Below are 23,763 nucleotides of genomic sequence, written 5' to 3' on the forward strand. Positions count from 1 at the left end.
CGAACACACACCCACCCACTCAGGAGGCCCCATGCCCCTCTCCCTCACCCACTCCGCCGTCAGCACGACGCAGAACGCTGCCGCGTCCGCGTGGCCGGCTACCGCCGAGGCCGCAGACGCTGAACTCGCCCACCTTGCCGAGCTCCTGGCCGAGGCCGGCGTCACCGCCGTTCCCGGCGCCGGCGTCCTGGCGGCTCCAGGCCTCGCCGCGGGCCCGGGCGACACCGCGGGCCTCCGGGTGCGCACCACCGCCAACCCGCCCCACGCCCTCTACCTCATCGCCGCCGGCCGCCTCACCCCGCACACCACCGCCGGCAGCGCCTTCGCTCACCTCCGCCCGCTCCTCGAGGCGGCCGCCCGCCCCTGCGACGGATGCGGCGCCGAGGCCGGCGAGCCGTGCAACCCGGACTGCCTGCCCGACCCCACGACCGACTGACACCCCCGCCGGCGGGGCGCGACGAGCGCCCCGCCCTGTGATGAAGGAGAAGCACGTGATCCGCGCCGGACGCCTGCCGTACGTCCAGACCATGTCCGACCTGGCTGACGCCCTCGGCAAGAAGCTCACCACGCTTCGAAACCAGAAGCCCTACGCGGCAGAAGGCCACCCGGCGCCCATCAGCTCGCCCGACGCCCGCAACCAGCTCTGGGACTCGGAGCAGACCAAGGCCTTCTACGCCGGCGAACCCATCCCCGAGCTGCCCCAGGTCGACGACGACGAGGACCTCCTCGACCGCCACGAGGCCGCCCAGGCGCTCGGCATCGAACCCGTCACCTGGAACACCTACAAGAAGGATCCGGCTCTGGTCGCCGGCATGGTCCTCGTGCCTGCTGGCCCCAAGGGCACCGAGCACTGGCCCCGCCGCCTGGTCACCGCGTACAAGGACAACCGACCCGGCCGCGGCGCCGGCGGCGGCCGCCGCGAGGGCAGCGGCGACATGATCCCCCGCGACCAGATCCTGCCCCGGATCGCCGAGCTCCTGGACGCCGACCCCGCCGTCACCGTCGAGACCGTCTCCGACACCCTCGGCATCACCAAGTTCCCCACCGCGCAGACCGGCCTGGCCACCCTCCGCGGCCGGCGCATCGCCGACCTCGTCGAGCAGCAGCCCGGCCTCGACCTGAAGGACGCCGCTCTCCAGCTGGGCTACCCCGCCATCACCCACCGCGCCGCCGTCACGCACGCTGAGCGCGAGCTCCACGCCCGCGGCGCCCAGCCCTACCTGCAGCACACCGCCGACGCCCTGGCCGCGGCCGGCATCGCCCAGCAGGCCCAGGTCGAGATCCGCCAGCTCGACGGCGACGCCCTGGCTACCGCCGTGATCCTCAACCCTGACCAGCCTGCCGCAGCCGTAGTGTGGGACTCCCGCTTCGGCTGGCGCACCGCCACCAGCCGCCGGCACCCCATCGGCAAGGACACCGACACCCCGCCCGAGGGCGAGGGAATCCGCTACCTGGGCAGCGGACTCCAGCCCGACCCTGACGAGCTCCTCGCCGCCCTGCGCGACGGCCGCATGGGCACCAAGCGGCCTCACCCCAAGCCCTGACGCACCAGCAGCCGAGATGTGGGCACCGACGCCCGCCCGCGCGCAGTCCGGACCGAACCCTCCACCACACCCGCGGGGGCGGGGGAGACGCAGTGTGCACCCAGCAGCCCGATTGCGACACGTACGGCCAGGGGCTGGCCCGTATCGGCCACCACCAGAGAGTGGCAGCCAGTGCGCGGTTCACCGTGTTCCGGGCTCTGGCCGGGCCTTGCCAGAGCCGGCGGACAAGATCGTGTCGAAGCTGGATGCCAAGGTCACCGAGTCGGTTCGCGGCTGGGGTACACCCACCCCGCCGACCAGGCCGTCGAGGAGACCGTGCGACTCATCGTCGACGCGGTCTCCGCTGACGAGGGTTGGCGGATCAGCATCCACCTCGCCGACCAGGACGACATGCTCCTCGTCGTCGTCCTCGGCCACGCGGCTGCCAGCGCCGACGATGCGGTCCTCGCCGGCCTCTCTGCCGTCCCCGGCACCGTCAGCTGCGGCACCGACACCTCCGACGGAGGCCGGCGGGTGTGGGTGGTGCTGTCCACCGAACCCCCGCGGACCAGGCAAGGCTGAACGGGAGTCACGCGTCACCTCCGTCCGCGCGGGGTCGTTATCAGCAGGCTGCAGCACACCCCAGGAGGTCCCATGCTCAGGAACCCGACTACGACACATTCGCCGAGATCTACAGCCGGGGCGGGAGGCAGGCGCTCGAGGGAGCGCTGGCCCACTACGCGCCGCGTGCCTCCTGGGCCAGCCTGCACGACGCGGAGAACCTGGCTGTTCAGGTCGTCGAAGGCGCGGCAGCCCGGACCGTGGCCCATGTCGACCAGCTCGAAGCCCAGGCTGCGGCACTGGCGGCGGAGATCGAACGAAAGCGAGCCCGCATCCAGGTGTACGAGCGGGAGATCGAGTCCATCAACAGCGCAGCTTTGAGCCGCTTCCTCGACGACGTGGACCCGGAAGCTGTGCCGAGGAGCTAGCCTCGGAGGCGTACCCGATCCGGATGGGGGCCGTGATGGCGCACCTGACCTTCGACGAGGCTGAACAGCGGGATCTGCGTGACGCCGCGCGCGCCGAGTTCCCCGGGAACCCGGCGCTCGCCTACGTGCTCGAGAACCTTGCCGCCGAGGGCATCGACCTCGACCGATGCCGTGACTGGGACGACATCCGGGCCGAGAAGGGCCTGCCCGAGCACGACGGCGGGGCGCAGGGTGTCGCCTAAGCACTCCCGTGGTGGCCGCCGGCCCCGGATCGTGTTCATCGAACCGGCCGAGACGCAGGTTCGCGTCCTCACCACCGAGCAGACCGCCCGCCTGGACTCGGCCCTCAACGTGATCGCGGCCGACCCCACTGACGTGAAGCCGCACGCCACCGCGTCCGCACTCCGCGACTACCAGCACGACGGCATCCGCGTCATCTTCTACGCGACCGCGCTCGGCAGCATCCTCATCGTCACCTACGTCGAAGCCGACTGACCCGCCCCGTGCTCGGCCTTGCCGGAACGTGTGCGTCAACCTGTCCGTCACCACCGGCGTGGGCGTGTAGCCCGTGCGGGCGGCGGCGAACCGATACGCCTGCCTGCAGCCGTCGCCAGACCGCTACGGTCGGGTCTGGGAGGTCGGGCCGACTGGTCAGTTGATCCGCCTCCCGTGTGCCCCCGCACCCAGTGATCCCCGGTGCGGGGGCACAGTACGTTCCCGGGCTGGCTACGGGGCGGGGGTGTAGTGGACGACGGTGGTCTCGCACGCCTCGGCGTACACCTTCAAGGCGTCGGCCTCGCCCTGGTCGACGGTGAGGCCCCAGCGGAGCTTGGTGGCGACCCACTCGGAGATGTAACGGCAGTGGACGTCAGGCAGGGGCGGCATCCAGTCCTGCGGGTCCCTGTCGCTCTTCGACCGGTTCGACCGTCCCGTCACGGCCACCAGGCTCGCGGCCGCGCCCTGGTCGTTCGCATAGGCCTCACGCCGAGCCGCAGTCCAGGCGCTCGCGCCGGAGTCCCACGCCTCCGCCAGGGGCACCATGTGGTCGATGTCCAACTTCCCCGGGTCGGTCACCTCCTGGCCGTCGTAATACGAGAGCCATGTGCCCCCGGCGAGCTTGCAGCGGGCGGACACCGTCGGCGATTCGACAGCTTCGGCAAGGAGCACCTCGTTGCGTGTGTGGCAACCGTCGCCAGGGTCCAGCCCCTTGTTCCAGTGCTTGAACTGCGACTCCCGCTCGTAGCCGGTGCGGTCCTCAAGCGCGATCGGGAGCAGTTCGACCGCGTCGGCCACGTTCAAGACCCCGGCGGCGGCTGGAGCGGCTGGTGCCGCGACGGCTGCTGAGGGCAGGGCGAGCGGGGTCAGGAGAAGAGAGAGCGCGGCAGCGCCGCGCAGCATGTTCTTGATCACGAAGGCTGGACTATCGGCAACTCTCGTCCGCCGGCCAGCGGTTTCGCCCTCGGCTCAGCCGCGCGGGTGAAGAGGTTCACCGGAGAAACGCTCCGCTCCCGCTCACGCCGTCAAGGCTCGCCGCCTTCCTCCGGCTCGTCGAAGTAGACGGTGCCGTGCTCATCCATGCGCGGGTGGAGGGCGTAGGGGGCGTGGGTGTTGATGTCGGAGGGGCGTGGGCCTTCCGGTCCGTCGGGGCCCCAGCGCAGGAGGCGGCGGGCGCGGCCGATCCGGTAGACGGTGCCGTGAGCCTCTACCTCGTTGAGCCGGCCGGCTCGGAGCCGGTCCGCGGCATCGGCGAACACCGCCAGTTCCGCGGCCGCCGGGCTGGTGTTCTCGGCCACGACGGTGTGCGCGTCGATCTCTGGCTCGGCGTCGTAGGGGATCAGACCGCGCGTGCGCGGTTCCATCCAGGTCAGGGCGAAGGCGAGGGTCCGCCGCGCGTCGTGGGCGGTGGCCTGCAGACCGCTGCCCGGTGTCCAGGACTCGGTGCCGGACCGCTCGACGATCAGGAACGCCGGCGGCATGAGGACGACGTCCGGGTGACTCTCCACCGCCCGCGCCGAGTCGTGAAGGACGGGCTCGGGGAACCGGATGCCCGAGTAGGCGAGGGAACGCAAGGACAGGCGCTCCGCCGCCTGGAGCGGGGAGAGGGGCGCGTCCGGGTCCAGGACGAGGCCGTCGTCGACCCGCGGACTGTCGGCGCCGGCGCCGGGGCTCCAGTCGGGGGCGAGGGGTTCGAAGTCGGTGGGCCGGGGCGTTTCGATACCGCCATGCTCGTCGATGGCCGCGTACTCCTCGGCCCGCACCACGCGGTAGCGGGTGCCAAGCACAGTGAGCTCGTCGACGCACTCCTTCTCCAGCCGAGCAACCGCCTCCAGGAGCACACTCCGCTCCGCCGGGGCCATTGCCTCATCCTTCGCCCGGAACCACAGCAGCGAGTTCAGCGCGTCACGCGCCCGCTGCGGACAGCCATGGGCGATTTCAAGGACCACCCGCCACTGCCGCCCGCCGCTCGCGCCTTGCGCGGCCACCCCGAACAGCGGGCCGCGTACGACCAGACCGCTGCTGCGCACCGCCGCGTCGCGGGCGTCGGCCTCCATCGCGGCCTCTACCGGCTCCACCGGAACCCTCACCACCACCGGCCACCCGTCCGCTCCCGCACCTGCTTCGCTCATGCCGCCATCCTGGCGGCCTGAGCGCAGCCACATCACGGTTTCGCCGGATCGTCCACCGTCCCAGGTGGCGGGCCTGGGCTTCAGATAAAGGGCGTGCAAGCATCGTGCTGACTCGTCAAAGACAGGCATCGGACCGACATCTGGGTGTCCATCGGGACCTGGCGGACAGCGCGCTGTGCCGCTCCCGGTGGGTCTCCGGCATCCCGTTGAGCAGGGAAACAGGACGGTGCCCCGGTCTCCGTGTTGGATGTGAGGGGACCGGGGGGCTGGGGTCAGCGGCAGTGGTGGCGGTGGCCCAAGGACTCGGTGTCGACGGTGCGGCCGCGGTCGTCGCGCAGGGTGCCCAGCTCACTCCACCAGTGGAGCGAGGAGTACAGGCAGCCCCACCCCGTCGCGATCCACATATGCCAGAGGCTTGTTCATGCACGGCTCTAGGGAAGCCTCCCAGTGCGGTGGCAGGGTGAACGGCATGCGCCCCGCCCTCACCCCCGCGGGCGCGCTGCCGGCCCTGCCCGGCGGGCCACGCCGGTTCCGTCCCGAGCCGACGACAGGCAGGGCAGCCGCCCGCCTCCCGGCTCCCCACGGGAGGCCACAGGCGCGCCCTACGATGACTCCACTCCTATGTCAGTGCCCCATGTCAGACTCAGCGGTCTGCATGTGTCGGACTGACCACAACGCGGCGATGTGTTGAGCCTCGGCCGCGATCTTCGCCGCCTCCCTGGCCGCTGCGGCCTGGTCCCGCCCACCGTTCGCCTGGAACTTGGCGCCGATGATGCTGCCGAGAAGGCCACCGAGGATGGCGATGGCGGCGACCAGGGCGGCGAAGATCTCAGGGTTGTCCTCGAAGTACTTCACCGGCACATCATGCCGAACCGGTAGACGAGTTACGACGCAGGAGACGGCGCCGCACTGGCCCCGCAGGGGCGACATCGTCCCTGGATCGCAGCATGGCACGGGTCTCATCCACCAGTTCGTTTTCAGCAACCAAGCACCTTTGTACGACTCGGCTGCGAAGCACCTCAATCTCTTCGACCGCCACGTGGCCGTAAGCAACGAGGTGGTAGATCTCCGCTGGCGCCAGCACTCCCCGCAGAGCGTCGTGCAGCGCCTGCGCATACACCTCGGGGTCTTCCCCGCGCATCGCAGCCATCACCTGTGCCACCTCGGTGGCTTGCGCTGTGCCCTCCGGCACATACCGAGCCAACTTCTTCTTCGCCTGAAGCACTTGCGCATACTTCATGGTCGTCTCCTCGAACGCCAGGGATTCCATAGCCAGAACTCCTGCGGCTGCGACAACATTCTCGGTTGCTATGAGCCGGGCTTCGGCCCAAAGCATGGCAAGCTCAGCTGATTTCGCGCCGACTTGATTGGCCTGCCCTTCGTCATGAGCGAGCCACAGGCGGTTGCATGCCTGACGTAGTTCGCTGGAAACCCGGACGAGTTGCGCGATCTGGACCTGGCGGACGGTCCACAGCGCAGCCACTCGCTGCGCTTCGGCGGTGATCGTCGCAGCCTCTCGCGCCGCTGCCGCCTGAGCCCGTCCTGCGTTCGCCTGGAGCTTCGCACCGCCGAGGGCACTGACCCCGACAAGGAGTGCCACCAGCGCGGCAAAGATCTCAGGGTTCTTTTCGAAGTACTGCAACAGTCCACTCACCGGCACATCATGCCGCCCGCCTCCGACACGCCACCCCGGAAGAGAGAAACGATGACCGAGCGCGAGCGCCTCGCCGACCTCATCCGCTCCTTCGCCGTCATGTGCACCCGTGCCGAGGCCCTCGCCGAGGTCGAGCGGTTCGAGCAGCACATCGCCCACCAGCTGGCGAGAAGCAGCGCCGACACCATCCCCGCACTACCGACGCTGAAGGATTCGAGATCATTCTGTCGTGACTCAGACAGGTTGAGTCGGCGGGAGCTGCCACCGCCCTGAGTGCCCGGGCGGCAGCTCCATGTCGCGCCGGATCGCCGTGTAGTACTTCTCCCGAGCCGTTCGCTGCTTCCCCATCTGGTCCGACCACGTGTCTGCGGTGCAGCCAGGAGTGTGTAAGGAATGCTCGACCTCCATCACGGCGAGCGCCCATCCGTGTGCAGCCTCTACGACCTCCGGAGAGCCGAGCATCAGCAGCCCTTCGCCGGCCGCAGACCGTGTGTCGGCAGCGTCGACCAGGAGGGGGGTACCTCTGTGAGCGGCTGGGGGTGGGGATAGGCGTCGTGACCGAGATGCGCTGCCACGCGGCGATGGAGAGTGACGGTCTTCTTGCTCAGCTACCCCACTCGGGATCGGCCGCCAGACCCCATCCGGTGTCGATTCGCATGTCTCGCTCCCTCCTTCCAGCGGGCCCAAGATCAGGCCTCGGACCAGCGACGCTACCTCTGCGCAGTGGACGCGGGTAAGAGGTCGCGAGATCTCCGTCAGGATGAGTTCAGCCCCGGGGCCGCCGCCCGTCGCCGCTCCCGCCAAGCTTCGTAGGCCCGTTGACGGCACGACCGCCGACAGTGGTCCCGGGGCCGGCGGGTGCCGGGCGTCTGACGCCAGGGCTCCGCTGCCGTGAGGGCCCGCTGCCGACGCCAGGCCGGGGGAGAGGCGCCCCCATGCGTATCGCGGCCAGCGGCTAACGGATATCGAATCAGTGTTCCCTATGTACTGGTTGGCGGGTTAGTGTCCCCTTCAAGCAAGATCCCGTCAGGGGGGTACACCATGCATGCTGCCGAAATCGCAGGTCGGCCCGGGCGGCCGCCCGGGACCAGTGTCAACGCGGAGGGGCTGACACCCCGGCAGGTCGCGATCATCCGGTTCATCGAGCGTGAGGTGAACCGTCAGGGCTACCCGCCGTCGATGCGGGAGATCGGTGCCGCGGTCAAGCTCAGCAGTACCTCCTCCGTCGCGCACCAGCTGATGGCGCTGGAGCGCAAGGGGGTGCTCTACCGAGACCCGCACCGGCCGCGCGCCTACCGCGTACGCACCCGCTGGACCATGGACTTTCCCGACGCGCCGACTTCGGCCGGTCCTGGCGTTGCCGCTGTCCCGCTTGTCGGCCGGATTGCGGCCGGAACCCCGATCCTCGCCGAAGAGGCGGTCGAGGACGTGCTCGCGCTGCCCCGGCAGCTGGTCGGTGAGGGGCGCCTCTTCGCGTTGAAGGTGGTCGGCGACAGCATGATCGACGCAGCGATCTGTGACGGAGATTTCGTCACCGTCCGCCAGGCCGACAGCGCGGACCACGGGGACATAGTCGCCGCCATGCTCGATGGTGAGGCCACGGTGAAGCGTCTGCGCCGCGAGGATGGCCACGTCTGGCTGATGCCGCACAATCCTGCCTACGAGCCGATCCTGGGCGACGACGCGGTCATCCTCGGCAAGGTCGTCGCTGTCCTGCGCGCCCTGTAGCGGCCGGGCCGCCACCCGGGCAGGCCTCGCCTGGCAGATCTCCGGCCAGCTCGCGCGCCGGTAGACACCGGCGGGTCCGGCAACCCGGCTGCGGACTGTCTGCACGAGGTGCCGCATATGCCACGAGCTGATTCGTGCACGTCTCTGGCGTACCCGGACAGGTCGGTGGCAGGGTGACGGCACGCGGCGCCCCCGTCCCCACCCACGCCCCCGTCCCCACCCACGCCGCCGGCCCCGCCCTCGCGCGCCCGCACAGGCGGGGCCGCGCCCGCCTCCCGGCTCCCCACGGGAGGCCAGAGGCGCGCACCGGGCCCACCCCGCCCTGGCCGTCACGCCGGTGAATGGACCGGCGCCGACCTCGCGCAGCAGGCGAAGGAGATCAGCACCGGAGCCCGGTACGAGCTCCGCGTCCACGTCACCGGGTAGCCCGCGGGGGCATGCGATCACGGGAGGCATCTGCATAGCCTGGGAGCACGCCTAAGGGGGGCCGTGGAGGAGCACCGCATGCCCCGTCCTCTCTGGTCCGGAGCCATCTCCTTCGGGCTCGTCACCGTTCCGTGCAAGTTGGAGAACGCCACTCAGCGGCACGACGTGTCGCTGAGGCAGGTGCACATGAAAGACGGCGGCCGGGTCCGATACCGCAAGACCTGCGAGATCGACGGCCAGGAACTCCGCGAGGACGAGATCGGCAAGGGCTACGAGGTCAGCAAAGACAGCCTCATCCCGATCACCGAGCAGGACCTGGCCGAGATGCCGCTCCCCACGGCGAAGGCCATCGAGATCGTGGCCTTTGTCGCCCGGTCCGCGGTCGACCCGGTCCAGTACGGCGCCGGCTCGTACTTCGTCACTCCGGACGGCGCCGTGGCGTCGAAGCCGTACGTGCTACTCCGCAAGGCACTGGAGCGCAACGAGAAGGTCGCGGTGGCGAAGTTCGCACTCCGCGGCCGCGAGCGCCTCGGCCTGCTCCGTCCCCTGGAGGACGCGTTGCTCCTGTCCGGGCTGCACTGGGGCGACGAGATCCGCTCCTCCGAGGAGATCACCCCACCCGCCATCGAGCTGACCGACGAGGAGATCGAGGGCGCGCTCACACTGATGGAGACGATGACCGTCGACTCCATCACCGACCTGGACGTGACCGACCACTACACCGAGGCGCTCCACGAGGTCATCGACGCGAAGGCCGAGCACCGGGCCCCCAAGCCCACCGAGGGCGAGGAGAAGGCAGCCGCACCGGTCGTCGACCTCATGGCCGCGCTGGAGAAGTCCGTCGCGGACGCCCGTGAACGCCGCGGCGAGAGCGGTGGGGGCGAGGCGACCGTGCACGAGATGCCCGCCAAGCCGAAGAAGAAGACCGCGGCGAAGAAGACGACCCGCAGGAAGACCGCCTGACCTTCGGATCGTGTCCTGCTTACGAACCGATCCTGGGCGACGACGCGGTCATCCTCGGCAAGGTCGTCACTGTTGTCCTGCGCACTCTGTAGAGCCGCGCAGCAGAATCCCGCCGGTCAGCTCGCGCGACGGTAGGCGCCGGCGGGCCCGGCCAGACGCCGCCCGTACTTCCGGTTGATGCGGTCCAGCACCGGCTCCAGTGAGAGCCGTTGCTCGCGTGCGAGGTCGAGGGAGATCTGTGTGCCGGGACCTTCGTCGGCGGGGCGGAGGTCTTCGGCGGTCAGGGTGATCCGGCGGATCCGCGCCCGCTGGAAAGCGAGGGAGTCCAAGATCCGGAAGGTCGCGGTGCGCAGATCCTCGGTGTGGGCGGAGGGCTGTGGGAGAGCGCGGGTGCGGTCCAGGCTGGTGCCGTCGGCGAACCGCACGGACAGGGTCACCTTGCGGATGACCTGCTCGCGGCGGCGGACCCGTTCGGCGAGGGTGACGGCCAGGTCCAGCAGCCCGGCCCGGACCAGGACGGGGTCGTAGACGTCGCGGTCGAAAGCGTGGAACGTGGAGGTGGACTGGGGCATGCGGTGAGCGGTGATCGCCCGGGGGTCGATCCCGCGGGCGCGGTCGCGCAGTGTGCGGCCCGCCTTCCCGCCCAGGATCCGGCAGACCACGCCCTCTTCCATCGCCGCGAGCGCCCCGGCCGTGTGCAGGCCGTACCGCTCCAGCGCGGCCGCCTGCGCGGGCCCGATGCCGTGCAGCGCCCGGACTGGGAGCGGACTGAGGAACGCCTCGACCGCGCGGTGGTCGGGCAGGTGCAGAACGCCGTTGGGGCCGGTGTGCGCGGAGGCCGTCGCGGCCGTCGACCAGGTATCGGCCACACCGACATGTGTGTCGATGCCGTGCTTCGCTAGCGCCTGAATCCGGAACCGGACCGCCAGCCGCTCCGGGGCCGCACCGAACAGACGGCCCGCGCCCTTGAGCTGCGCGAGCGCCGCCAGCGGCGGAAGAGGCTGCACGGTGGGGGTGAAGTCGCCAAGGAGATCCAGAATCCGGCGGTGGCTGTCGGGGGTGGTGTCAGGCCGGCACCGGACGTGCCAGACGACACTGTCCTGCTCACCGCTCATGCCGCTCCCTCCCCGTGTGTGTGCTGTGTGGCGCGGGCCTGGAGCACAAGCTCCGGGCGCCCGGATACCCGGCGGGACTGGGCCCAGTAGGGGTGGTAGTACACCGCGGCGGAGAGCCGGATCAGACGGCGCCGCAGAGCGGTGACGCTCGCGGTCCCCGGGGTGTGGGGACGGGCGAGGTCCTCGTACGTCCGCGTCCACGCCGCTTGGGCGCGGACGAGGTCGTCAGGGAAGGGGATGTGGCGCATACTTTCGATTAGAGCACGTGTTCGAATACTCGTGCCATGTGTGCCACGCGGGATCCGAGACCCCGATGTGACTGAGCGTCGTAGTTGGCCAGTGAGCGCGATAGCTGGCCGGTCTGAGCACGGCATTTGCGCAGGTCAGGGGTGCAGAACCCCCGGCTGGCGCGGTGGAGTGCACGGGCTGGAGAGCATTCCTCCCGCCAGGAGGACACATCTGCGCAGGTCAGATGGCGTGGCCAACTATGACGCTCAGACTGGCCAACTACGACGCTCAGTCACACCCGAGTTCTACCCTGACCCGGCCGCCCCGCCCGACCTGAGGATTCGCCATGACCACCCCCGCGCCGGTCAACCTCCCGCCCCAGCAGTGCCCGCCCCAGTTGCTGGGGAGATGCGCTCGCTGCCAGGCTCCCTGCCACCGCTACGGATTCGGCGGGAACCCTCTGTGCCAGGCACATAAGGCGGAGGCCGTCGCAGCACAGAAGCCCCAGCGTCCGGTCGGCTGATGTCCGAGCTGCCGCCGGACCTGCCCCGCCTGCGGACCCTGGAGACGTGGCTGACGGTCTCCCTCGAGCGCGTCCGGGCCCGCATCGCCGAGGTCGAGACCCGCGAGGCCGCGCTCCGCCCTGTCCGGCAGCGGAGGGAGGGGCCCGGGTGGGTGCTGTCCTACCTTCGCGAGCAGGGCCGCCGCGTGCCGGACAGCGTCCACATCGGCGACTGCAGCATGGCCGGGAAGAACATTGGCCCCCTCACCCGCGAAGAGGCCCGCCAGATTCTGCACGCCGGCCAGGTGCAGGCCTGCGCGATATGCCGCCCGGACTCCGACCTCGGCCTCCTCGGCTGACGCACGGCCCCGGCCGGGGAGAGAACGACCGGGTTCCCCTGCGGCGTGCCCTGAGCTAGTCGAGCTGCATGCAGACCGAGGGCTGGAGATACCGCTCGGCGACCCACCCCGTGGTGCCGCCGGGGATGCCGGACCGGGACCGCCCGTCGGTCGTCACCCGGTACCAGCCCCCCGACTTCCTGTCGACGGTGACCGAGTCCGCCCTGTGCAGATGCCCGAGCGAGGCATGCCGGGTACCCGGCCCCGACCGCAGGTTCACCGAAGCGCCCACGACGTCGTATCCGCAGGAGTTGAGCTCGGTCACGGCCCGGTCCGGGGGGCCGTCGGAGCGGTCGCAAGCGCGGGAACAGAGCCAGCCATGAGAGCGGCAGCCACGGCCACGCCGGAGATCATCATTCGCATGCCCGGCCAACCTCACCCCCGGGGCAGTGTCACGGTCCGGCTGTCGTGATCACCCCGACGAGGGACACATCACGCCGGTTCCCCGCAGCCGGCCGGCGCTGGCCTCGCGCCACTGCCAGCGGGTCCCGCAGGTTACTCGCCGGGCTTCACCGGCACGATCTCGATGTCACTGACGCCGGTCTCGGCGGCGGTGCGCTTCTTGCGTGCGTTGTAGGTCTCGGCCGCGGCCGCGCTGTAGCTGACGGCGGAGACCCGCCGCTCCTCGCGTCCATCCTTCGTCCACGTCAGCCGGTAGCTCTCCACGGTGTGCCCCGTCGAGTTGGGGTGAGAGGGGCCTGGCGGCGGCATCGGCTTCAAGGAAGGGCGCCGCCAGGCTCTGCCACCCTGCCACGAGGGGCTGACATTGCCTGTGGGAGTGGCGATTCCTGACGGCGCCAGGGTCGTTGACCGGTCATGACTCTTCACTACCTGCCGGCCGCTGCCGAACAGGGGCCCGAGCCCGTCCCGGGCGAGGTGCCGTTCTTCGTCCGAGCCGAACCCGTGGGCAACGAGCTGGAGGAACGTGAGCCGTGGCGGGGGGAGGCCGAAGCGCTCTCCGAAGCGGCAGCCGTCGGCCGACGGGCTGCGGACTGGATCCGAGCCCTGCCCCTTCCGCCCGAGGCCTGGATCTGCGCTCCGCTGGCCGACGCGGTCGAGGAGGCAATGACCAGCCTTGACCCCGCCGACTGCGACGACACCGACCGGCACGGCCCCGGGGGCATCTCGGAGTCGGCACGCACCCGACTCGACGGACTCATCTACGGCATCGCCGAGATGAAGCCCCTCTCCCCTGAACAGCGGATCGCGTTGTTCGCCGTGGTCCACTGCGTCCAGGGCATCCCGAAGAGCCTCGCGAACGACCCAGGCACGGTGATCGAGGGCGGCGATCTCCTGGCTGTCTGCGCGATCATCGACAGCGCCATCGGCGCCGCCCGGCCCCGGACGGAGTGACGGTTCGGCCGCGTGGCTCAGCCACCGCGCCGCCCCGGCCGGGCTTCGGCCGCCCGGAGGTGTGACTCCATCGAGCGACGTGACCGGCCGCACCCGCACCCGTTGATCCGATCATGAACAAGATCGTCTCCGTGCTCGCCGCCACGCTCTTCGCCGCCGGTCTCGCACCCGCCGCGACCGCCGCTGCACCTGCCCAGACCCAGGACACCCGCCTCCAGCTCACCACCGAGCGCACCATCGACGGTCAGGACACCGTCGCCTTCGTCTGGCTCGACTGCCCCGCCAGCGACCGCCCCGCCCACCCCCACCGCGCCGAGGCCTGCGCCGCACTCGACACCGCCGGCGGCGACCTCGACGCGCTCCCCGGCGACCCGGCCCGCATCTGCACCACCGAGCACTCGCCCGTCACCTTCTCCGCACAGGGCACCTACCGCGGACGCACCGTCGAATGGACCCGGACCTACGGCAACGCCTGTCTGGCCAGCGCTGCAACCGGCCCGGTCTTCTCCTTCTAATGGTCATTCCGCCGCGAACACGGACATGACGCCCCTACCCTGATCTGCGAGGCGGAGGCCGAGCCGACTGGTCCTCAGCACCCCACCCCGCCTCGCACAGCGCCCCTGCCCCCATGCAGGGGCGCTGCCACGTCCACTAAGGACCCTCCGGTCACTCGTCACGGTGGACCCGCGCCGCGTCACTACCCGCCGCCGCCTCACCTGCGGAAGCGTGGCGACCATGAAGCGCCGCACCACTCTTCTCCTCCTGGCCGCCGCCCTGACCACCGGCTGCGTAGCGGTCCCCCACATCCCCGCTCCCGCTCCACCTGCCGCGCGGCCCGCACCGCTCGCCCCCGCAGATGACAGGCCTCCGGCCCTGCTTCCATCCGAGCCCGGCCCGACGGAGGCCCCTGCACGGGAAGAACTTGCCGAAGTCGGGGACACGCCGCCCACGCCGCCCACGCCCGGCCGCACCGACGCGCAACCTCCGGCCAAGGCATCGCCGCCCGCCCAATCCCCGGCCGGGCGACCTGCCGCACGCCCCCACCCGTCCCACCGCCACGCCGCCGCCGCGAAGCCCGCGCCCAGGAAAACCCCGAAGGCGAAGACGTCGGCGAAACAGCGGAAGCAGACGCGGAAGCAACCCACGGCCCCGCGTCGCCAGCAGCCGGCGACCGGACAGACCCCCGAGATGCGCCAGCTCTGCCGCCAGGCGCAGGGCATCCAGGCACCCATGGGCGCCGCCGACCTCTGCCGCAGCGTGTATGGCCGCTGATCAGCCCCGCTGAGGCCGAGCCCGCCGCGCGCATGGGGAGCCGTTCAGACGTCTGGAGCGGCCCGGCGCTGGACGTGCCCGATCTTGACCTGTCCGGTCGTGCCGTCGGCGTACTGGACCGTGCAGAGCTCCCCCGGCGGCGCCCCGCACTTGGGGCACGTGCCCACAGGCTTGCGCGGCCCTGGCGTCCGCTTCGGAGGCGGGGCCGCGTACCTGTTCTTCGAGGTGGACCGCGGAGGACGTTCGGGCCGGGCCTTCGGGTCACACCGGCGGTGCACCGGTTTGCCCCGGGCAGACCCGGCACCCCAGCTGAACAGAACCCGCTCACCCGTGATCGGCCCCCCGCACATGCCACACACCATCGGGCCCCTGCGCGGGCGGGCGGGCGCCGTCTCCTTCGGCTTCTTCGCCGACTCGGTCACCACCGTTCCGTCCGCCCGGGTCACCGTGACGTCGGAAGCCGGCGGCACGTCATAGAGGCGCAGGTTAGGCGTGGCGGTGTGGGTCTGGCCCTTCCGTCCGCCCCGGCCGATACGTCGAGTCATGCCGCAGAGCGTAGGACAGCAGCGGACGAGACCACGACGTCGACCAACGGAGCCGGACAGCGCAGACGCGCACCTGCCAGCGCACGCCGCCCCTTGCACGACCGCCAGTTGACTCGCGCGGCCTCAGCCGTCGAAGCACGGCCGTCAGACGCCGGCGTACGCGATCGCTCGACCGCGTTCATCCCCGGACCCCGACGCCGGCGCCGACCGTGTCCTGGTTCACCGGCCAGCCGCCGGAGAGACGTACGGCCCCGCCGGGTACTCCGGGTCGCCCGGATTGTGGACCGCGCGCAGAGCGTCGTACTCCGCCCGCAGCGGATCTTCCGGCAGCCCGCCCGGCACGACCCTGCCGTACGGGAGCCCCTCGTGGTCGGTGTACTCGATGGCCCGGTACTCCCGCGCGCCGGGCGATTCGGCGGACGGCATGGTGAAGCCGATCAGCCGGTGGTCGGCGAACACCCGGAACTGGCTGCCGTCCGGGTCGACCACGCCGCCGTAGTGCACGGTCACCCCGAGCGCGGGCCAGCCGATGGCCTCCGGGCCGAGCAGGGTCCCCAGATCAATGCCGAGCACCGGACCTCGGGGATGCGACGGCGGGGTCCTCCGGGTGCGGACCGTCCTCACGGTGCCGCTGGTACCGGTCCGCACCTCCACCGTCGGCCGGACAGGGACCGAGCCGACGAGAGAGGCACTCCCGGCCGGGATGTTCGGTCCGTCAGCACTCCATTCCCGCCAGGTCCATGTGTCCTCGGTGGGGACGACGTCCAGCCGGGCGAGCGCCTCGTGTCGCGCGCTCAGGCTCGGGACGATTCCGGGCGCCGTGGCCGCGAACAAGTCGTTGTGGACCGTCGGGTTGCTCTCGGCGGCCCCGGGCGACACCCACATCCCCCACGTTCCGTCAGGGTTCTGGGTCAGATAGGCAGGAACAGGATTTTTCATTCCTCAACTACGCATTCCGGGCCGTCACATCGCGTGCCAGTCCCTCACGTTGGGTGTTTGCCGATTTGGGCAGCGTATCGGTAAACGGCGGTCCAGCGCGGGGGATTGCGAGTTCCTTGCATTCATGCCAAGTGTCTGCCTAGAGTTGGCATCAACGTAAAGTCAATCGAATGGAGTGTGCATATATGGCCACCTTCGCCTATGCCGTGCAGATCAGCCACGACCAGGGCCTCTCTTGGACCACCGGCCGCGTTGCCACCGCCGGCCCGGACTGGATCCGCAAGGACGTCGAGGCCCTCGACCCCAACCACCTGGCCTCCGACGTCTTGGACAAGGAGTACCGCGAGCGCCTCTTGGGCGACGGGACCGAGCCCGTCCCCCTGCTCCAGGTCCTCGTTTGGGACCAGCCCCTCGCCCAGGGCGCCCCCACCGCCACCTCCTCCACCGGCACCGACAGTCAGTGGCAGGCCACCGGCGACCTCATCGAGGAGATCGCCAACGACATCCGCCACTTCGAGGACGAGAAGAAGACCCACGAGGCCGCCGCCGCCAGCGCCCAGACCGCCATCACCAACGCCAAGGCCCGACTTGCCAACGTCGTCACCAGCGCCGCCCGCATGAAGATGCCCCAGGCCTCCATCGCCCACCGCGCCGGCCGCAGCCGCGAATGGGTCCGCAAGACCGTCGGCTGACCCCGCCGCGGAATCAGGAAGCGCCCGCCCTCACCCGAAGGCGGGCGCTCCGGCGTTCTCTGATCAGACGCCTGCGACCCGCCCGGTCCTACAGCGCGCGTTGGGCCCGCCTCGCACGAAAGCGGCCACCCGAGAGGCGCACCGAGAAAGGCGGCGAGAAGGCCCCGGACGTGGAGATGCGTGGACCAGGATGGCCGTATGGACTCAGTTCTGGTGACCACCCTCATATCCGCCTCCGTGGCCCTCGTTGTGGCATTCGTTGCGGGACTTGCGACCTTCACCGCCGGCCGCTCCCAGGGGCGTGGCGCATGGAGAGGACCGGTGGACGCGGTGATCCGCGAACATCAGCGCGCCGCCTACGGGGCCTTTCTCTCAGCCCTGGACGACTACGAGCGCGCCGTCCACAACACCGAGGACCGGGCGGAGGAACAGCTGATCGCCGCAGGAACCCCGTTCACCAACGAGGAGCTGACGGAGCGGACGCTAGAACTGATGGCGGCCATCTCCATCGACGACATCTTGCGTACCGCAACCCTTGTCGAGCTCCAGGGGCCGGTGACGGTATCGGATGCAGCCGATGAGGCGGTGGTCGCGTTCGCTGACCACCATTACGGAGCGCGGCCCAACTGGAGGGTGCAAGAGACCGTCTCGCAAAGAGCCCAACGAGTCTTCTCGGGCGAGGCCAAGCTGAACCGGGCTCGTCGGGCGTTCACGACGGCGGCGCGCGCAGAACTCAACCACGGCAGTTCTCGCCGACAGCGAGAGCAGGCCTGACCGCAGGCGCACGATCGGGTGGCTACTGCCCCCGACGGGGCGCGGCAGGGGCCGAGCGGGCCGCAGCCGCGAATGGGTCCGCCAGACCGTCGGCTGACCCACCACAACCACCTACGGGAAGCGCCCGCCCGCAACCCGAGGGACGGGCGCTTCGCGTATGTCGGCCCGCACGAGTCGATCAGCTCAACTGGAATGCACAGGCGTTGGAGTCCTCGAAAAGCCTTACCACCAGGTCTCTCAGCCTCATCAGGGCTCCGAGCCGGACGCTGAGGTTCTCCTCCACCCACGCCACGTCCCGCCGCTGCTCATCCTCGGCGTCGGCCGCACGCCAGCTGGCATGCTGCTCTTCGAGAAGACGAACGGCCAACGCGAACTCGGAAGTAACCGACTCCTTCGTGACCTCTCCGCCACAGAGCCGCACCTGAATGCGATTGAGTTCATCTCGTGCCTGACGAACGGCGTCGACCACCGGCGCCTCCGTGCCCCACAGGGAAGCTGCCGCGGCGCACTTCTCACTGATCCGGCCCGCGAGGGACTCCAGCTGCTCGGCCTCATAGCGGATCGCATGCAAGACACCGTTCAGAGCGGAGCTCTGTGCGAAGAACAAGGCCTCCTCGCAGTCCGAGAGACGAAGCTGGGGCTGGTTGCCGAAGGCCTTGAACGAGATGACCCATGTGACATCGCGGTCCGTCAGGTCCACACCGAACGACATCGCGACTGAGGCACCCGACGACGCCCTGCGCAGACCGGCGGACACGTCCAAAGCGGGCCCGACGGTCGCCGTGAGACTGCTCTGGTGCTGAGCGAGCAGCACATCGAGTGCCTCCTCGGCGTCGGCGCCGAACTCTCCATACACGTCACTCACCCGGCCCCGCCTCCCTCTTCAGCTTCAGAATGGTGATCAACCGTCCTCTGGCCCGCTCGTACGACTTGCGCACAGCCGCCGAACTCTTCCCCAGGAATCGGGCAGCTTCCTCGTGGGTGAAACCGTCCAGCTTCCAGGCCATTGCCTCCCGCTCCGCAGGCGACAGCTGATTGAGCGCGTCGAGGATTCGTGTCTGTTCCTCGGTGAGCAGCACCAGGTCCACCGGGCACGTCCCGCCGGGACGGTCCGGCACGGAGTCGAGCGGATGGTCCCGGCGGTCGACCTGACGCAGATAGTTCCGGTAGGCGACCGTGCGGAGCCACGCCCGGGGGTGCTCCAGCTCGCGCCACTTGTCCGGCAGCAGCGTCAGGAACGCTTCATGCGCCGCATCGGCCGCCTCGTAGACGCTGGCCCCTAGGTTCATCAAGAAGACGGTCACCGCGCGCATCTCGCTGATGTACAGGGCATCGAACACATCCTGATCCGGAGCCCGCTCGATCAGGTTCTCGGGACACAGATTCGCACGCACCAACCGCACGGTGATGGGGGAGGGAACCTCGGTCACGATCACCTCTCCCCGCCGCGCTCAGCGCCGCCGACCAGGATCTCCACAGCCTGCCCCGCAGACCGCTCCGAAAGCCGGCTGCCCGGCGGCAACAACCGCACCCGCTCCGAAAGCCCCTGCTGAGCCAGCTCCGCACGACGCACCTCAGCCCGCTCCCGGACCGCCTTATAGCCCAGCCGCGCACAGAGCCCCAGGAGTGAGAACACTCCCGTCACGATCACCGCCGCCAACGTCGGATCCACGACCTACCCCTCGACCTTCGCGGCGCTGTCGCCCGCGTCTGGGTCTTAAAGCAACGAGCGGGCCCGAGTGTGACATCTAGACGGCAAGAGTTTTCCGCCGCGTGGGATCATCACGGAGCTGCGGGGGTGCTGTCCTGGCTGGCACTGGTCTCGATCTTGTCGCCGATGGTCATGAGGCTGAGGGCGGCGGCGTCCAGGGTGGTGAGGGCGGCACGGATCGCGCTGAGGCGCCGAGCGCGCTCACCCTCCCCGCCATGGATGAGATCTGCGAACGTATCGTCGAGCAGACGCTCGAGGTCACCCAGCCGGAAACCAAGGGTGTTCATCCGCTCCGGGAACAGGGCAGCGATGATGGTCTGCCGATACGTCAGAGACAGGTGCGTCACCACCGAGCCAAGTTCTGCGGTGGAGCGGCCGAGCCCGGCCTCGGTGAGGCGGCCCCGGATGCGGTCGAGGGCCTCGTCGACGCTGCTCGTGGGCACGGTCGGGGCGGTGTCAGTCACGGGTTCCCCCTAAGGCGCGAATGATGGTCCGTCAACCGTAGACGCTCGGCAGGCGGTCAGCACGCAGACGAAGCACACCAGGACACAGCCGTACCCAACCTCGTCAGGAGCCGCGGAATCGCCCTGGACCACCGCCGTCAGCCAAGCTGGCTCGTTAGACAGACCATGACCCCCAGCATTGCTTCCGTGACAAAGCTTGCTTCCCGCCAGGACCGTGCGGCGAAGGTCCAGGCATCCATCGCGCCGGCAGTGGCCTGTCCGCTGTGCCCGGAGGTGACAGCCGAGATCGGCCTTGAGATCCTCACGAAGTCCCTCGGCCCCGAAGGAGGGCACCGATGGTGGAACGCCAGCAGCGGCACCCAGGCCCGCGCTGCCGAACTGATCGACGATCCGAAGTGGCGCGAGCAGGCACTCGGCTGGGTCGACACCTACCGAGCTGACCACGGGCACGGGCCGAGCTGGCGGACGTTCTTCCGCGCGCCCTCCTTGTGGCCGGAGGACACGACCGTCGCCCTACTGAACGAAGCCATGCGCCAGCTCACCCAGAGCGGCTTCCTGGACGGCACGAAGACTCCATACGGACTTCGCCGCCGCGCGCACCCCGAGGCCTGAACGAACAGCCCTGGGCACCGCAGCCCAGGAGGTCATGCTCCGGGAAGGTCAGTCAGCAACGGGGGCCCGTGGCACGCGGACCATGCTCTCCTTGGCCGAGCCGAACTGCTCTCGGTTAGTACTGGCGACGAAGCCGAAGCGCTCGTAGAACGCGTACAACCGGTCCAGATCCCCGCCGTACTTGCCGCTCGGGCTGAGCGTCACCGGAACACCCTGCCGGTCGGCCGCACCAAGGACGTGCTCCATCACGCGCGTGCCGATCCCGTTCCCCCGCAACTCCTTCGGAAGCAGGATCCAGAAGAGCACGAGATGTGGACCGGGGTCGAGACCGAGCTGGATACGGCACGGATATCTGGTCTCGATCTCCTCCGCCAGGTCAGCGGCCCACGACGCCGGCAGCTGGTCCATGAGCGTCCCTTCGCAAGGCATCCATCCCGTACGAGCGCACACTCACGCCTCGCACGATCGTCCTGTCGGCGTGCGGCCCCAGTGGAACCGTCCACGGGGGCCGCACGGGCAGTCAGGGGCCGATGAGCTTGTGCAGCACGGGCGCGCTCGCTCCGATGCCGGCGATGCCGGCGAGCAGGGCACCGGCGAGATTTCCCGAACTGAGGAACGCGAGGACTCCCACGATCGCCCCGATGAACGCGGCCGCCACGAGGACGAGCGTGGCGTGCGCAGTCAGCAGCGGACCGTCCGGGACGGCCGCGTGGGGCTGAGCGCACAGTGCCTCGCGGCCACGGTCGGAATGACTCGGAAAATCGGCTGCGGTACCTTCACTATCGGTTGTGGTCATTCATGCTCCATGAATTCTCTGTCTGCACGGACACGAGACCGCCACGCCCATCGGGGAGCCCCTCCGCCGCACCGCGCCCGTCAAAGCTTCGGTGCAGCATCCGGGGCTCCTCGTTTTCGTACCGGAAGCTCGCTGGAGCGAGGATAGGTGGCCTGAGCGACGCTCGCGCAATTCACAACGCGACGTTATCCACAGGGGAGTTCACCCGACCTCTCCCCACCTGCACCGTTGCGACGAGGAGCCTGTGGACGACGAATCATTCGTGCGCACTCGTCGACCGACTCCTGGCCGAACCTGGTGACAAGCCTGCGGGTCGGAACCGGTGGAGATCCACTTCCTGGACGGATCTCTTCGCCGGAACCGGCGGGGTCGAGCAGGCATCGCGGAGTTGAGGCGCCGGTGGACTGGCGGCCGCTCAAGAGGCCGCCCGCGGGTTCTCGATCCCGGCTCCGGCCCATCACCCATCACCCATCAGCTAAGTGTCGTTGGTGGTGAACGCTGTGCGCGTGTTGGTCCCGGCTGTGTGAACGGGGCATCCGGCGCGCAGCACACACCCTGATTGCGTGACGCAGGTCACATAAGAATCTGGCGAGGTGTTGTCGTAACGAGCCCATGTGAGCCCCAAGGGGAGAAGGATTTTCCAGCGACACCAGGAGGCACCCATGGCCACCGACGACCAGACGCCCAGTTACTACATGGTCGAGGATGACAACTCCATCGACATGTACATGGCCGAGCGGATCAACGATTTCAACTGGGACCGCGACACCGTAGGGATCGTCATGGCCGTGTTCCCGGCCGACTGGACCGGAAGCGGAGGCGAGCTCGTAACCCTCCGCGAAGACGGGACCGTCGCCCTCGACACCGACGGCAAGTTCGAACTGCCCGAACCATTCGATCGCGGCACTCCCAGCACCATGATCACCACCGGTACCGGCATGGCGGTGCTCAAGCCCGACCACCCGGCCAATCAGACGATCGAGTCCGGCTTCCAGGCAGTCGGCATCCCGGTGCCCGACGTGGTCCGGGCCCTGAACGCCCGTGAAGCCGCCATCACCGGGGACCAGGCCGCCATTGGCTCCTACACCTCGGAAGCGTTGGGAAGGTGGAGCGGGTGGAACGAGCCCATCTCCACCGCCCTGCTCGGCAGCTGGGCGAACCCGCTCTACGACGAAGGCCGGCTATCTCCGGGTGCCCTGGACCTGTTTCTGGCCGATGCCAGCGTCATCAACAAGCAGCTCAAGCCGATCTGGCACCGCCAGACCAACCGGGAGTACGTACGACTGCTCGACGCCCCCCTCAGCCACGGAATGACCCTCTACGACGTACTCTCTGGACAGCCGGCCACCGACCTCAGCTTCGAGGGATTCGAGGACTCGCGCCTGATCCAGATCCTGGAAGCCCTGTCCATTGACGATCGGGAAGTAGTCATGTGGCGCAGCCGCCGCGGAATCACCAGCTGGGCCGAGGCCGCTGCCGCTGCCGGGCTCCCCAAGCCAGCGGTTGCCGGAAACAACGTCCGTCGCAAGGTGCAACGGCTTGCCGATCGCATGACCAACGCCGCGGCGAAGGCTCAGGCCAGCACAAGGAACGGTCGATGAGCCCGCCCGGGCCGGTCCCGCGCCCGCCCCTCTGCCGAGCTGGCACGACAACGGCGTACGACATCGCGCTTCGGGCCGGGCCCCGTCGCAAGGAGTAACGTCAAGTGCTCGGGGCACGTCATTGCCGCTGCAGCCGGATGGCAGGCCGACGCGCCCCGAGCACCCGCCCGGACGGAGCCGCTGTCAGTGCCGTCCGAGAGCATCCAGGGATGGACTACGAGCAGCCTGCCGCGGTGTACCGCCTGTACGACGCGGACGGAGCCCTGCTGTACATCGGCATGACCCGCAACGAGGCATCCCGATGGAGAGACCACCGCAAGGAGATGTTCTGGTGGCGCGAGGTCGTCAGCAAACACCTCACCTGGTACGACACTCGCTGGCAGGCATGGGAGGCCGAACGCCACGCGATCAAGACAGAGGGGCCCCGCTACAACAAGAGCTCGTGGCCGAACATGGCCCCACAGCTGCCGGCAGGTGTGCCGCCTCAGCCGCACGGAGCGCGCATCGCCTACCAGCACCGCGAAACCCGCGGCGGCTACCGCATCCAGTGGTATCAGTGGCGGCTTACCCTCCAAGACGCGCTCGAGACGCTCCGGGAGCAGCGCGGCGACACCCGGCCTGAGTGAGCTCGGAGAGCTTCTACAACTGGGCCGGCAGCAGGGTGAGGCGGACACTGCGTCCGTCGAGGTGGAAGGGTGAACGGCGCCACGATGTCCGCGCCTACGGTCTCGACAAGCCACGAGTCGTCACCAGCCCGTCCGCAACGTACGTACAGATGCCCGTCGACCCCCACGAGCAGGGCGGCCCGTTCCAGGCGCTCACGGACATGGGGAGCGAACGCGAGCTTCCCC

At 69.6% G+C, this 23,763-nt stretch carries 33 protein-coding genes; 17 read left to right on the forward strand and 16 right to left on the reverse strand.

Going from position 1 to position 23,763, the window contains the following annotated elements; translation table 11 throughout:
- Positions 1 to 31 precede the first annotated feature (31 nt).
- The 6 genes from ACIP84_RS35425 (at position 32) to ACIP84_RS35450 (ending at position 3,007) form a co-directional block, all read left to right on the forward strand.
- The gene (locus tag ACIP84_RS35425; RefSeq protein ID WP_401803783.1) at positions 32 to 436 is read left to right on the forward strand and encodes a hypothetical protein; all 405 of its coding nucleotides are present in this window, start codon (positions 32 to 34) and stop codon (positions 434 to 436) included.
- Between the two features lie 55 nt (positions 437 to 491).
- Positions 492 to 1,544, forward strand: coding sequence for a DUF6292 family protein (locus tag ACIP84_RS35430; RefSeq protein ID WP_401803785.1), 1,053 nt, complete (start codon positions 492 to 494; stop codon positions 1,542 to 1,544).
- A 315-nt stretch (positions 1,545 to 1,859) separates the two neighbouring features.
- Positions 1,860 to 2,105, forward strand: a complete 246-nt coding sequence (locus ACIP84_RS35435; RefSeq protein ID WP_401803788.1) for a hypothetical protein — start codon at positions 1,860 to 1,862, stop codon at positions 2,103 to 2,105.
- A gap of 239 nt (positions 2,106 to 2,344) precedes the next feature.
- Positions 2,345 to 2,512 (forward strand): hypothetical protein, encoded by a 168-nt coding sequence (locus tag ACIP84_RS35440; RefSeq protein ID WP_401803790.1) that lies wholly within the window; start codon positions 2,345 to 2,347, stop codon positions 2,510 to 2,512.
- 35 nt (positions 2,513 to 2,547) lie between these two features.
- Complete coding sequence (locus ACIP84_RS35445; RefSeq protein ID WP_401803793.1) at positions 2,548 to 2,754, forward strand: hypothetical protein; 207 nt, start codon at positions 2,548 to 2,550, stop codon at positions 2,752 to 2,754.
- Between the two features lie 31 nt (positions 2,755 to 2,785).
- The gene (locus ACIP84_RS35450) at positions 2,786 to 3,007 is read left to right on the forward strand and encodes a hypothetical protein (RefSeq protein WP_401803795.1); all 222 of its coding nucleotides are present in this window, start codon (positions 2,786 to 2,788) and stop codon (positions 3,005 to 3,007) included.
- Positions 3,008 to 3,238: 231 nt separating this feature from the next.
- On the opposite strand, the gene ACIP84_RS35455 is transcribed toward ACIP84_RS35450, so the two are convergent.
- The 5 genes from ACIP84_RS35455 to ACIP84_RS35475 form a co-directional block, all read right to left on the reverse strand.
- Positions 3,239 to 3,922 carry an HNH endonuclease family protein gene (locus ACIP84_RS35455; RefSeq protein WP_401803798.1) on the reverse strand — a complete coding sequence of 228 codons (684 nt, stop codon included), beginning with the start codon at positions 3,920 to 3,922 and terminating at the stop codon, positions 3,239 to 3,241.
- A gap of 110 nt (positions 3,923 to 4,032) precedes the next feature.
- Entirely contained in the window at positions 4,033 to 5,139 is a 1,107-nt protein-coding gene (locus ACIP84_RS35460; protein WP_401803801.1) for a DUF5954 family protein, read from the reverse strand.
- Between the two features lie 272 nt (positions 5,140 to 5,411).
- Positions 5,412 to 5,543, reverse strand: coding sequence for a hypothetical protein (locus ACIP84_RS35465; RefSeq protein ID WP_401803803.1), 132 nt, complete (start codon positions 5,541 to 5,543; stop codon positions 5,412 to 5,414).
- Between the two features lie 220 nt (positions 5,544 to 5,763).
- Positions 5,764 to 5,994 (reverse strand): hypothetical protein, encoded by a 231-nt coding sequence (locus tag ACIP84_RS35470; RefSeq protein WP_401803805.1) that lies wholly within the window; start codon positions 5,992 to 5,994, stop codon positions 5,764 to 5,766.
- 7 nt (positions 5,995 to 6,001) lie between these two features.
- Positions 6,002 to 6,943: a hypothetical protein gene (locus tag ACIP84_RS35475; protein ID WP_401803808.1), complete on the reverse strand. Its 942-nt coding sequence runs from the start codon at positions 6,941 to 6,943 to the stop codon at positions 6,002 to 6,004.
- 891 nt (positions 6,944 to 7,834) lie between these two features.
- On the opposite strand from ACIP84_RS35475, the gene lexA reads away from it, so the two are divergent.
- Positions 7,835 to 8,521: a transcriptional repressor LexA gene (gene lexA, locus ACIP84_RS35480; RefSeq protein ID WP_401803810.1), complete on the forward strand. Its 687-nt coding sequence runs from the start codon at positions 7,835 to 7,837 to the stop codon at positions 8,519 to 8,521.
- A 504-nt stretch (positions 8,522 to 9,025) separates the two neighbouring features.
- Positions 9,026 to 9,910, forward strand: a complete 885-nt coding sequence (locus ACIP84_RS35485; RefSeq protein WP_401803812.1) for a Ku protein — start codon at positions 9,026 to 9,028, stop codon at positions 9,908 to 9,910.
- Positions 9,911 to 10,026: 116 nt separating this feature from the next.
- Here the strand turns inward: ACIP84_RS35485 and ACIP84_RS35490 are convergent, their stop codons facing one another.
- Together ACIP84_RS35490 and ACIP84_RS35495 are read right to left on the reverse strand one after the other, a co-directional pair.
- Positions 10,027 to 11,025: a hypothetical protein gene (locus tag ACIP84_RS35490; RefSeq protein WP_401803813.1), complete on the reverse strand. Its 999-nt coding sequence runs from the start codon at positions 11,023 to 11,025 to the stop codon at positions 10,027 to 10,029.
- Positions 11,022 to 11,273, reverse strand: coding sequence for a hypothetical protein (locus tag ACIP84_RS35495; protein ID WP_401803816.1), 252 nt, complete (start codon positions 11,271 to 11,273; stop codon positions 11,022 to 11,024). The genes ACIP84_RS35490 and ACIP84_RS35495 overlap by 4 nt, the downstream gene beginning before the upstream one ends.
- A gap of 502 nt (positions 11,274 to 11,775) precedes the next feature.
- Here ACIP84_RS35495 and ACIP84_RS35500 point away from each other — a divergent pair.
- Complete coding sequence (locus ACIP84_RS35500) at positions 11,776 to 12,114, forward strand: DUF6233 domain-containing protein (RefSeq protein WP_401803819.1); 339 nt, start codon at positions 11,776 to 11,778, stop codon at positions 12,112 to 12,114.
- Between the two features lie 55 nt (positions 12,115 to 12,169).
- Here ACIP84_RS35500 and ACIP84_RS35505 read toward each other — a convergent pair whose 3' ends face one another.
- Together ACIP84_RS35505 and ACIP84_RS35510 are read right to left on the reverse strand one after the other, a co-directional pair.
- The gene (locus ACIP84_RS35505; protein ID WP_401803821.1) at positions 12,170 to 12,418 is read right to left on the reverse strand and encodes an SH3 domain-containing protein; all 249 of its coding nucleotides are present in this window, start codon (positions 12,416 to 12,418) and stop codon (positions 12,170 to 12,172) included.
- Between the two features lie 230 nt (positions 12,419 to 12,648).
- Positions 12,649 to 12,864, reverse strand: a complete 216-nt coding sequence (locus tag ACIP84_RS35510; protein ID WP_401803824.1) for a hypothetical protein — start codon at positions 12,862 to 12,864, stop codon at positions 12,649 to 12,651.
- 105 nt (positions 12,865 to 12,969) lie between these two features.
- On the opposite strand from ACIP84_RS35510, the gene ACIP84_RS35515 reads away from it, so the two are divergent.
- From ACIP84_RS35515 to ACIP84_RS35525, 3 genes are all read left to right on the forward strand, one after another.
- The gene (locus ACIP84_RS35515) at positions 12,970 to 13,506 is read left to right on the forward strand and encodes a hypothetical protein (protein ID WP_401803827.1); all 537 of its coding nucleotides are present in this window, start codon (positions 12,970 to 12,972) and stop codon (positions 13,504 to 13,506) included.
- Between the two features lie 113 nt (positions 13,507 to 13,619).
- Positions 13,620 to 14,021, forward strand: a complete 402-nt coding sequence (locus ACIP84_RS35520) for an SSI family serine proteinase inhibitor (RefSeq protein WP_401803829.1) — start codon at positions 13,620 to 13,622, stop codon at positions 14,019 to 14,021.
- A gap of 1,105 nt (positions 14,022 to 15,126) precedes the next feature.
- Entirely contained in the window at positions 15,127 to 15,255 is a 129-nt protein-coding gene (locus ACIP84_RS35525; RefSeq protein ID WP_401803832.1) for a hypothetical protein, read from the forward strand.
- Positions 15,256 to 15,542: 287 nt separating this feature from the next.
- Here ACIP84_RS35525 and ACIP84_RS35530 read toward each other — a convergent pair whose 3' ends face one another.
- Entirely contained in the window at positions 15,543 to 16,208 is a 666-nt protein-coding gene (locus tag ACIP84_RS35530; protein ID WP_401803835.1) for a hypothetical protein, read from the reverse strand.
- 224 nt (positions 16,209 to 16,432) lie between these two features.
- Here ACIP84_RS35530 and ACIP84_RS35535 point away from each other — a divergent pair, with 224 nt between their 5' ends.
- Positions 16,433 to 16,954 carry a hypothetical protein gene (locus tag ACIP84_RS35535; RefSeq protein ID WP_401803837.1) on the forward strand — a complete coding sequence of 174 codons (522 nt, stop codon included), beginning with the start codon at positions 16,433 to 16,435 and terminating at the stop codon, positions 16,952 to 16,954.
- A 321-nt stretch (positions 16,955 to 17,275) separates the two neighbouring features.
- Positions 17,276 to 17,728 (forward strand): hypothetical protein, encoded by a 453-nt coding sequence (locus tag ACIP84_RS35540; protein ID WP_401803838.1) that lies wholly within the window; start codon positions 17,276 to 17,278, stop codon positions 17,726 to 17,728.
- Between the two features lie 178 nt (positions 17,729 to 17,906).
- On the opposite strand, the gene ACIP84_RS35545 is transcribed toward ACIP84_RS35540, so the two are convergent.
- The 4 genes from ACIP84_RS35545 to ACIP84_RS35560 all read right to left on the reverse strand — a co-directional run bounded on the left by ACIP84_RS35545 (position 17,907) and on the right by ACIP84_RS35560 (position 19,903).
- Positions 17,907 to 18,593, reverse strand: a complete 687-nt coding sequence (locus tag ACIP84_RS35545; RefSeq protein WP_401803840.1) for a hypothetical protein — start codon at positions 18,591 to 18,593, stop codon at positions 17,907 to 17,909.
- Positions 18,586 to 19,158 carry an RNA polymerase sigma factor gene (locus tag ACIP84_RS35550; protein ID WP_401803843.1) on the reverse strand — a complete coding sequence of 191 codons (573 nt, stop codon included), beginning with the start codon at positions 19,156 to 19,158 and terminating at the stop codon, positions 18,586 to 18,588. Before ACIP84_RS35550 ends, ACIP84_RS35545 begins: the two co-directional genes overlap by 8 nt.
- Positions 19,159 to 19,160: 2 nt before the next feature.
- Positions 19,161 to 19,400 carry a hypothetical protein gene (locus ACIP84_RS35555; protein WP_401803844.1) on the reverse strand — a complete coding sequence of 80 codons (240 nt, stop codon included), beginning with the start codon at positions 19,398 to 19,400 and terminating at the stop codon, positions 19,161 to 19,163.
- A 110-nt stretch (positions 19,401 to 19,510) separates the two neighbouring features.
- On the reverse strand, positions 19,511 to 19,903 hold the full coding sequence (locus ACIP84_RS35560; protein ID WP_401803847.1) for a hypothetical protein: 393 nt from the start codon (positions 19,901 to 19,903) through the stop codon (positions 19,511 to 19,513).
- A 186-nt stretch (positions 19,904 to 20,089) separates the two neighbouring features.
- Here ACIP84_RS35560 and ACIP84_RS35565 point away from each other — a divergent pair, with 186 nt between their 5' ends.
- On the forward strand, positions 20,090 to 20,515 hold the full coding sequence (locus tag ACIP84_RS35565; RefSeq protein ID WP_401803849.1) for a hypothetical protein: 426 nt from the start codon (positions 20,090 to 20,092) through the stop codon (positions 20,513 to 20,515).
- A gap of 48 nt (positions 20,516 to 20,563) precedes the next feature.
- Here ACIP84_RS35565 and ACIP84_RS35570 read toward each other — a convergent pair whose 3' ends face one another.
- Entirely contained in the window at positions 20,564 to 20,923 is a 360-nt protein-coding gene (locus ACIP84_RS35570) for a GNAT family N-acetyltransferase (protein WP_401803851.1), read from the reverse strand.
- Between the two features lie 112 nt (positions 20,924 to 21,035).
- Complete coding sequence (locus ACIP84_RS35575; RefSeq protein ID WP_401803853.1) at positions 21,036 to 21,173, reverse strand: hypothetical protein; 138 nt, start codon at positions 21,171 to 21,173, stop codon at positions 21,036 to 21,038.
- 800 nt (positions 21,174 to 21,973) lie between these two features.
- Here ACIP84_RS35575 and ACIP84_RS35580 point away from each other — a divergent pair.
- Together ACIP84_RS35580 and ACIP84_RS35585 are read left to right on the forward strand one after the other, a co-directional pair.
- On the forward strand, positions 21,974 to 22,912 hold the full coding sequence (locus tag ACIP84_RS35580) for a hypothetical protein (protein ID WP_401803855.1): 939 nt from the start codon (positions 21,974 to 21,976) through the stop codon (positions 22,910 to 22,912).
- A 209-nt stretch (positions 22,913 to 23,121) separates the two neighbouring features.
- On the forward strand, positions 23,122 to 23,538 hold the full coding sequence (locus ACIP84_RS35585) for a GIY-YIG nuclease family protein (protein WP_401803856.1): 417 nt from the start codon (positions 23,122 to 23,124) through the stop codon (positions 23,536 to 23,538).
- The last annotated feature ends 225 nt before the right edge of the window (positions 23,539 to 23,763 follow it).

Source organism: Streptomyces sp. NPDC088707 (assembly GCF_044752725.1).
GTDB lineage: Bacteria > Actinomycetota > Actinomycetes > Streptomycetales > Streptomycetaceae > Streptomyces.

What these genes read in the sequence shown, in the direction of transcription:
- ACIP84_RS35425 (WP_401803783.1), top strand. Translation starts at nt 32, where the DNA reads ATGCCCCTCTCCCTCACCCACTCCGCCGTCAGCACGACGCAGAACGCT.
- ACIP84_RS35445 (WP_401803793.1), top strand. Translation starts at nt 2,548, where the DNA reads ATGGCGCACCTGACCTTCGACGAGGCTGAACAGCGGGATCTGCGTGAC.
- ACIP84_RS35460 (WP_401803801.1), bottom strand. Translation starts at nt 5,139, where the DNA reads ATGAGCGAAGCAGGTGCGGGAGCGGACGGGTGGCCGGTGGTGGTGAGG.
- ACIP84_RS35465 (WP_401803803.1), bottom strand. Translation starts at nt 5,543, where the DNA reads ATGTGGATCGCGACGGGGTGGGGCTGCCTGTACTCCTCGCTCCACTGG.
- lexA (WP_401803810.1), top strand. Translation starts at nt 7,835, where the DNA reads ATGCATGCTGCCGAAATCGCAGGTCGGCCCGGGCGGCCGCCCGGGACC.
- ACIP84_RS35485 (WP_401803812.1), top strand. Translation starts at nt 9,026, where the DNA reads ATGCCCCGTCCTCTCTGGTCCGGAGCCATCTCCTTCGGGCTCGTCACC.
- ACIP84_RS35490 (WP_401803813.1), bottom strand. Translation starts at nt 11,025, where the DNA reads ATGAGCGGTGAGCAGGACAGTGTCGTCTGGCACGTCCGGTGCCGGCCT.
- ACIP84_RS35495 (WP_401803816.1), bottom strand. Translation starts at nt 11,273, where the DNA reads ATGCGCCACATCCCCTTCCCTGACGACCTCGTCCGCGCCCAAGCGGCG.
- ACIP84_RS35500 (WP_401803819.1), top strand. Translation starts at nt 11,776, where the DNA reads ATGTCCGAGCTGCCGCCGGACCTGCCCCGCCTGCGGACCCTGGAGACG.
- ACIP84_RS35510 (WP_401803824.1), bottom strand. Translation starts at nt 12,864, where the DNA reads ATGCCGCCGCCAGGCCCCTCTCACCCCAACTCGACGGGGCACACCGTG.
- ACIP84_RS35515 (WP_401803827.1), top strand. Translation starts at nt 12,970, where the DNA reads ATGACTCTTCACTACCTGCCGGCCGCTGCCGAACAGGGGCCCGAGCCC.
- ACIP84_RS35520 (WP_401803829.1), top strand. Translation starts at nt 13,620, where the DNA reads ATGAACAAGATCGTCTCCGTGCTCGCCGCCACGCTCTTCGCCGCCGGT.
- ACIP84_RS35525 (WP_401803832.1), top strand. Translation starts at nt 15,127, where the DNA reads ATGCCACACACCATCGGGCCCCTGCGCGGGCGGGCGGGCGCCGTCTCC.
- ACIP84_RS35530 (WP_401803835.1), bottom strand. Translation starts at nt 16,208, where the DNA reads ATGTGGGTGTCGCCCGGGGCCGCCGAGAGCAACCCGACGGTCCACAAC.
- ACIP84_RS35535 (WP_401803837.1), top strand. Translation starts at nt 16,433, where the DNA reads ATGGAGTGTGCATATATGGCCACCTTCGCCTATGCCGTGCAGATCAGC.
- ACIP84_RS35570 (WP_401803851.1), bottom strand. Translation starts at nt 20,923, where the DNA reads ATGGACCAGCTGCCGGCGTCGTGGGCCGCTGACCTGGCGGAGGAGATC.
- ACIP84_RS35580 (WP_401803855.1), top strand. Translation starts at nt 21,974, where the DNA reads ATGGCCACCGACGACCAGACGCCCAGTTACTACATGGTCGAGGATGAC.
- ACIP84_RS35585 (WP_401803856.1), top strand. Translation starts at nt 23,122, where the DNA reads ATGGACTACGAGCAGCCTGCCGCGGTGTACCGCCTGTACGACGCGGAC.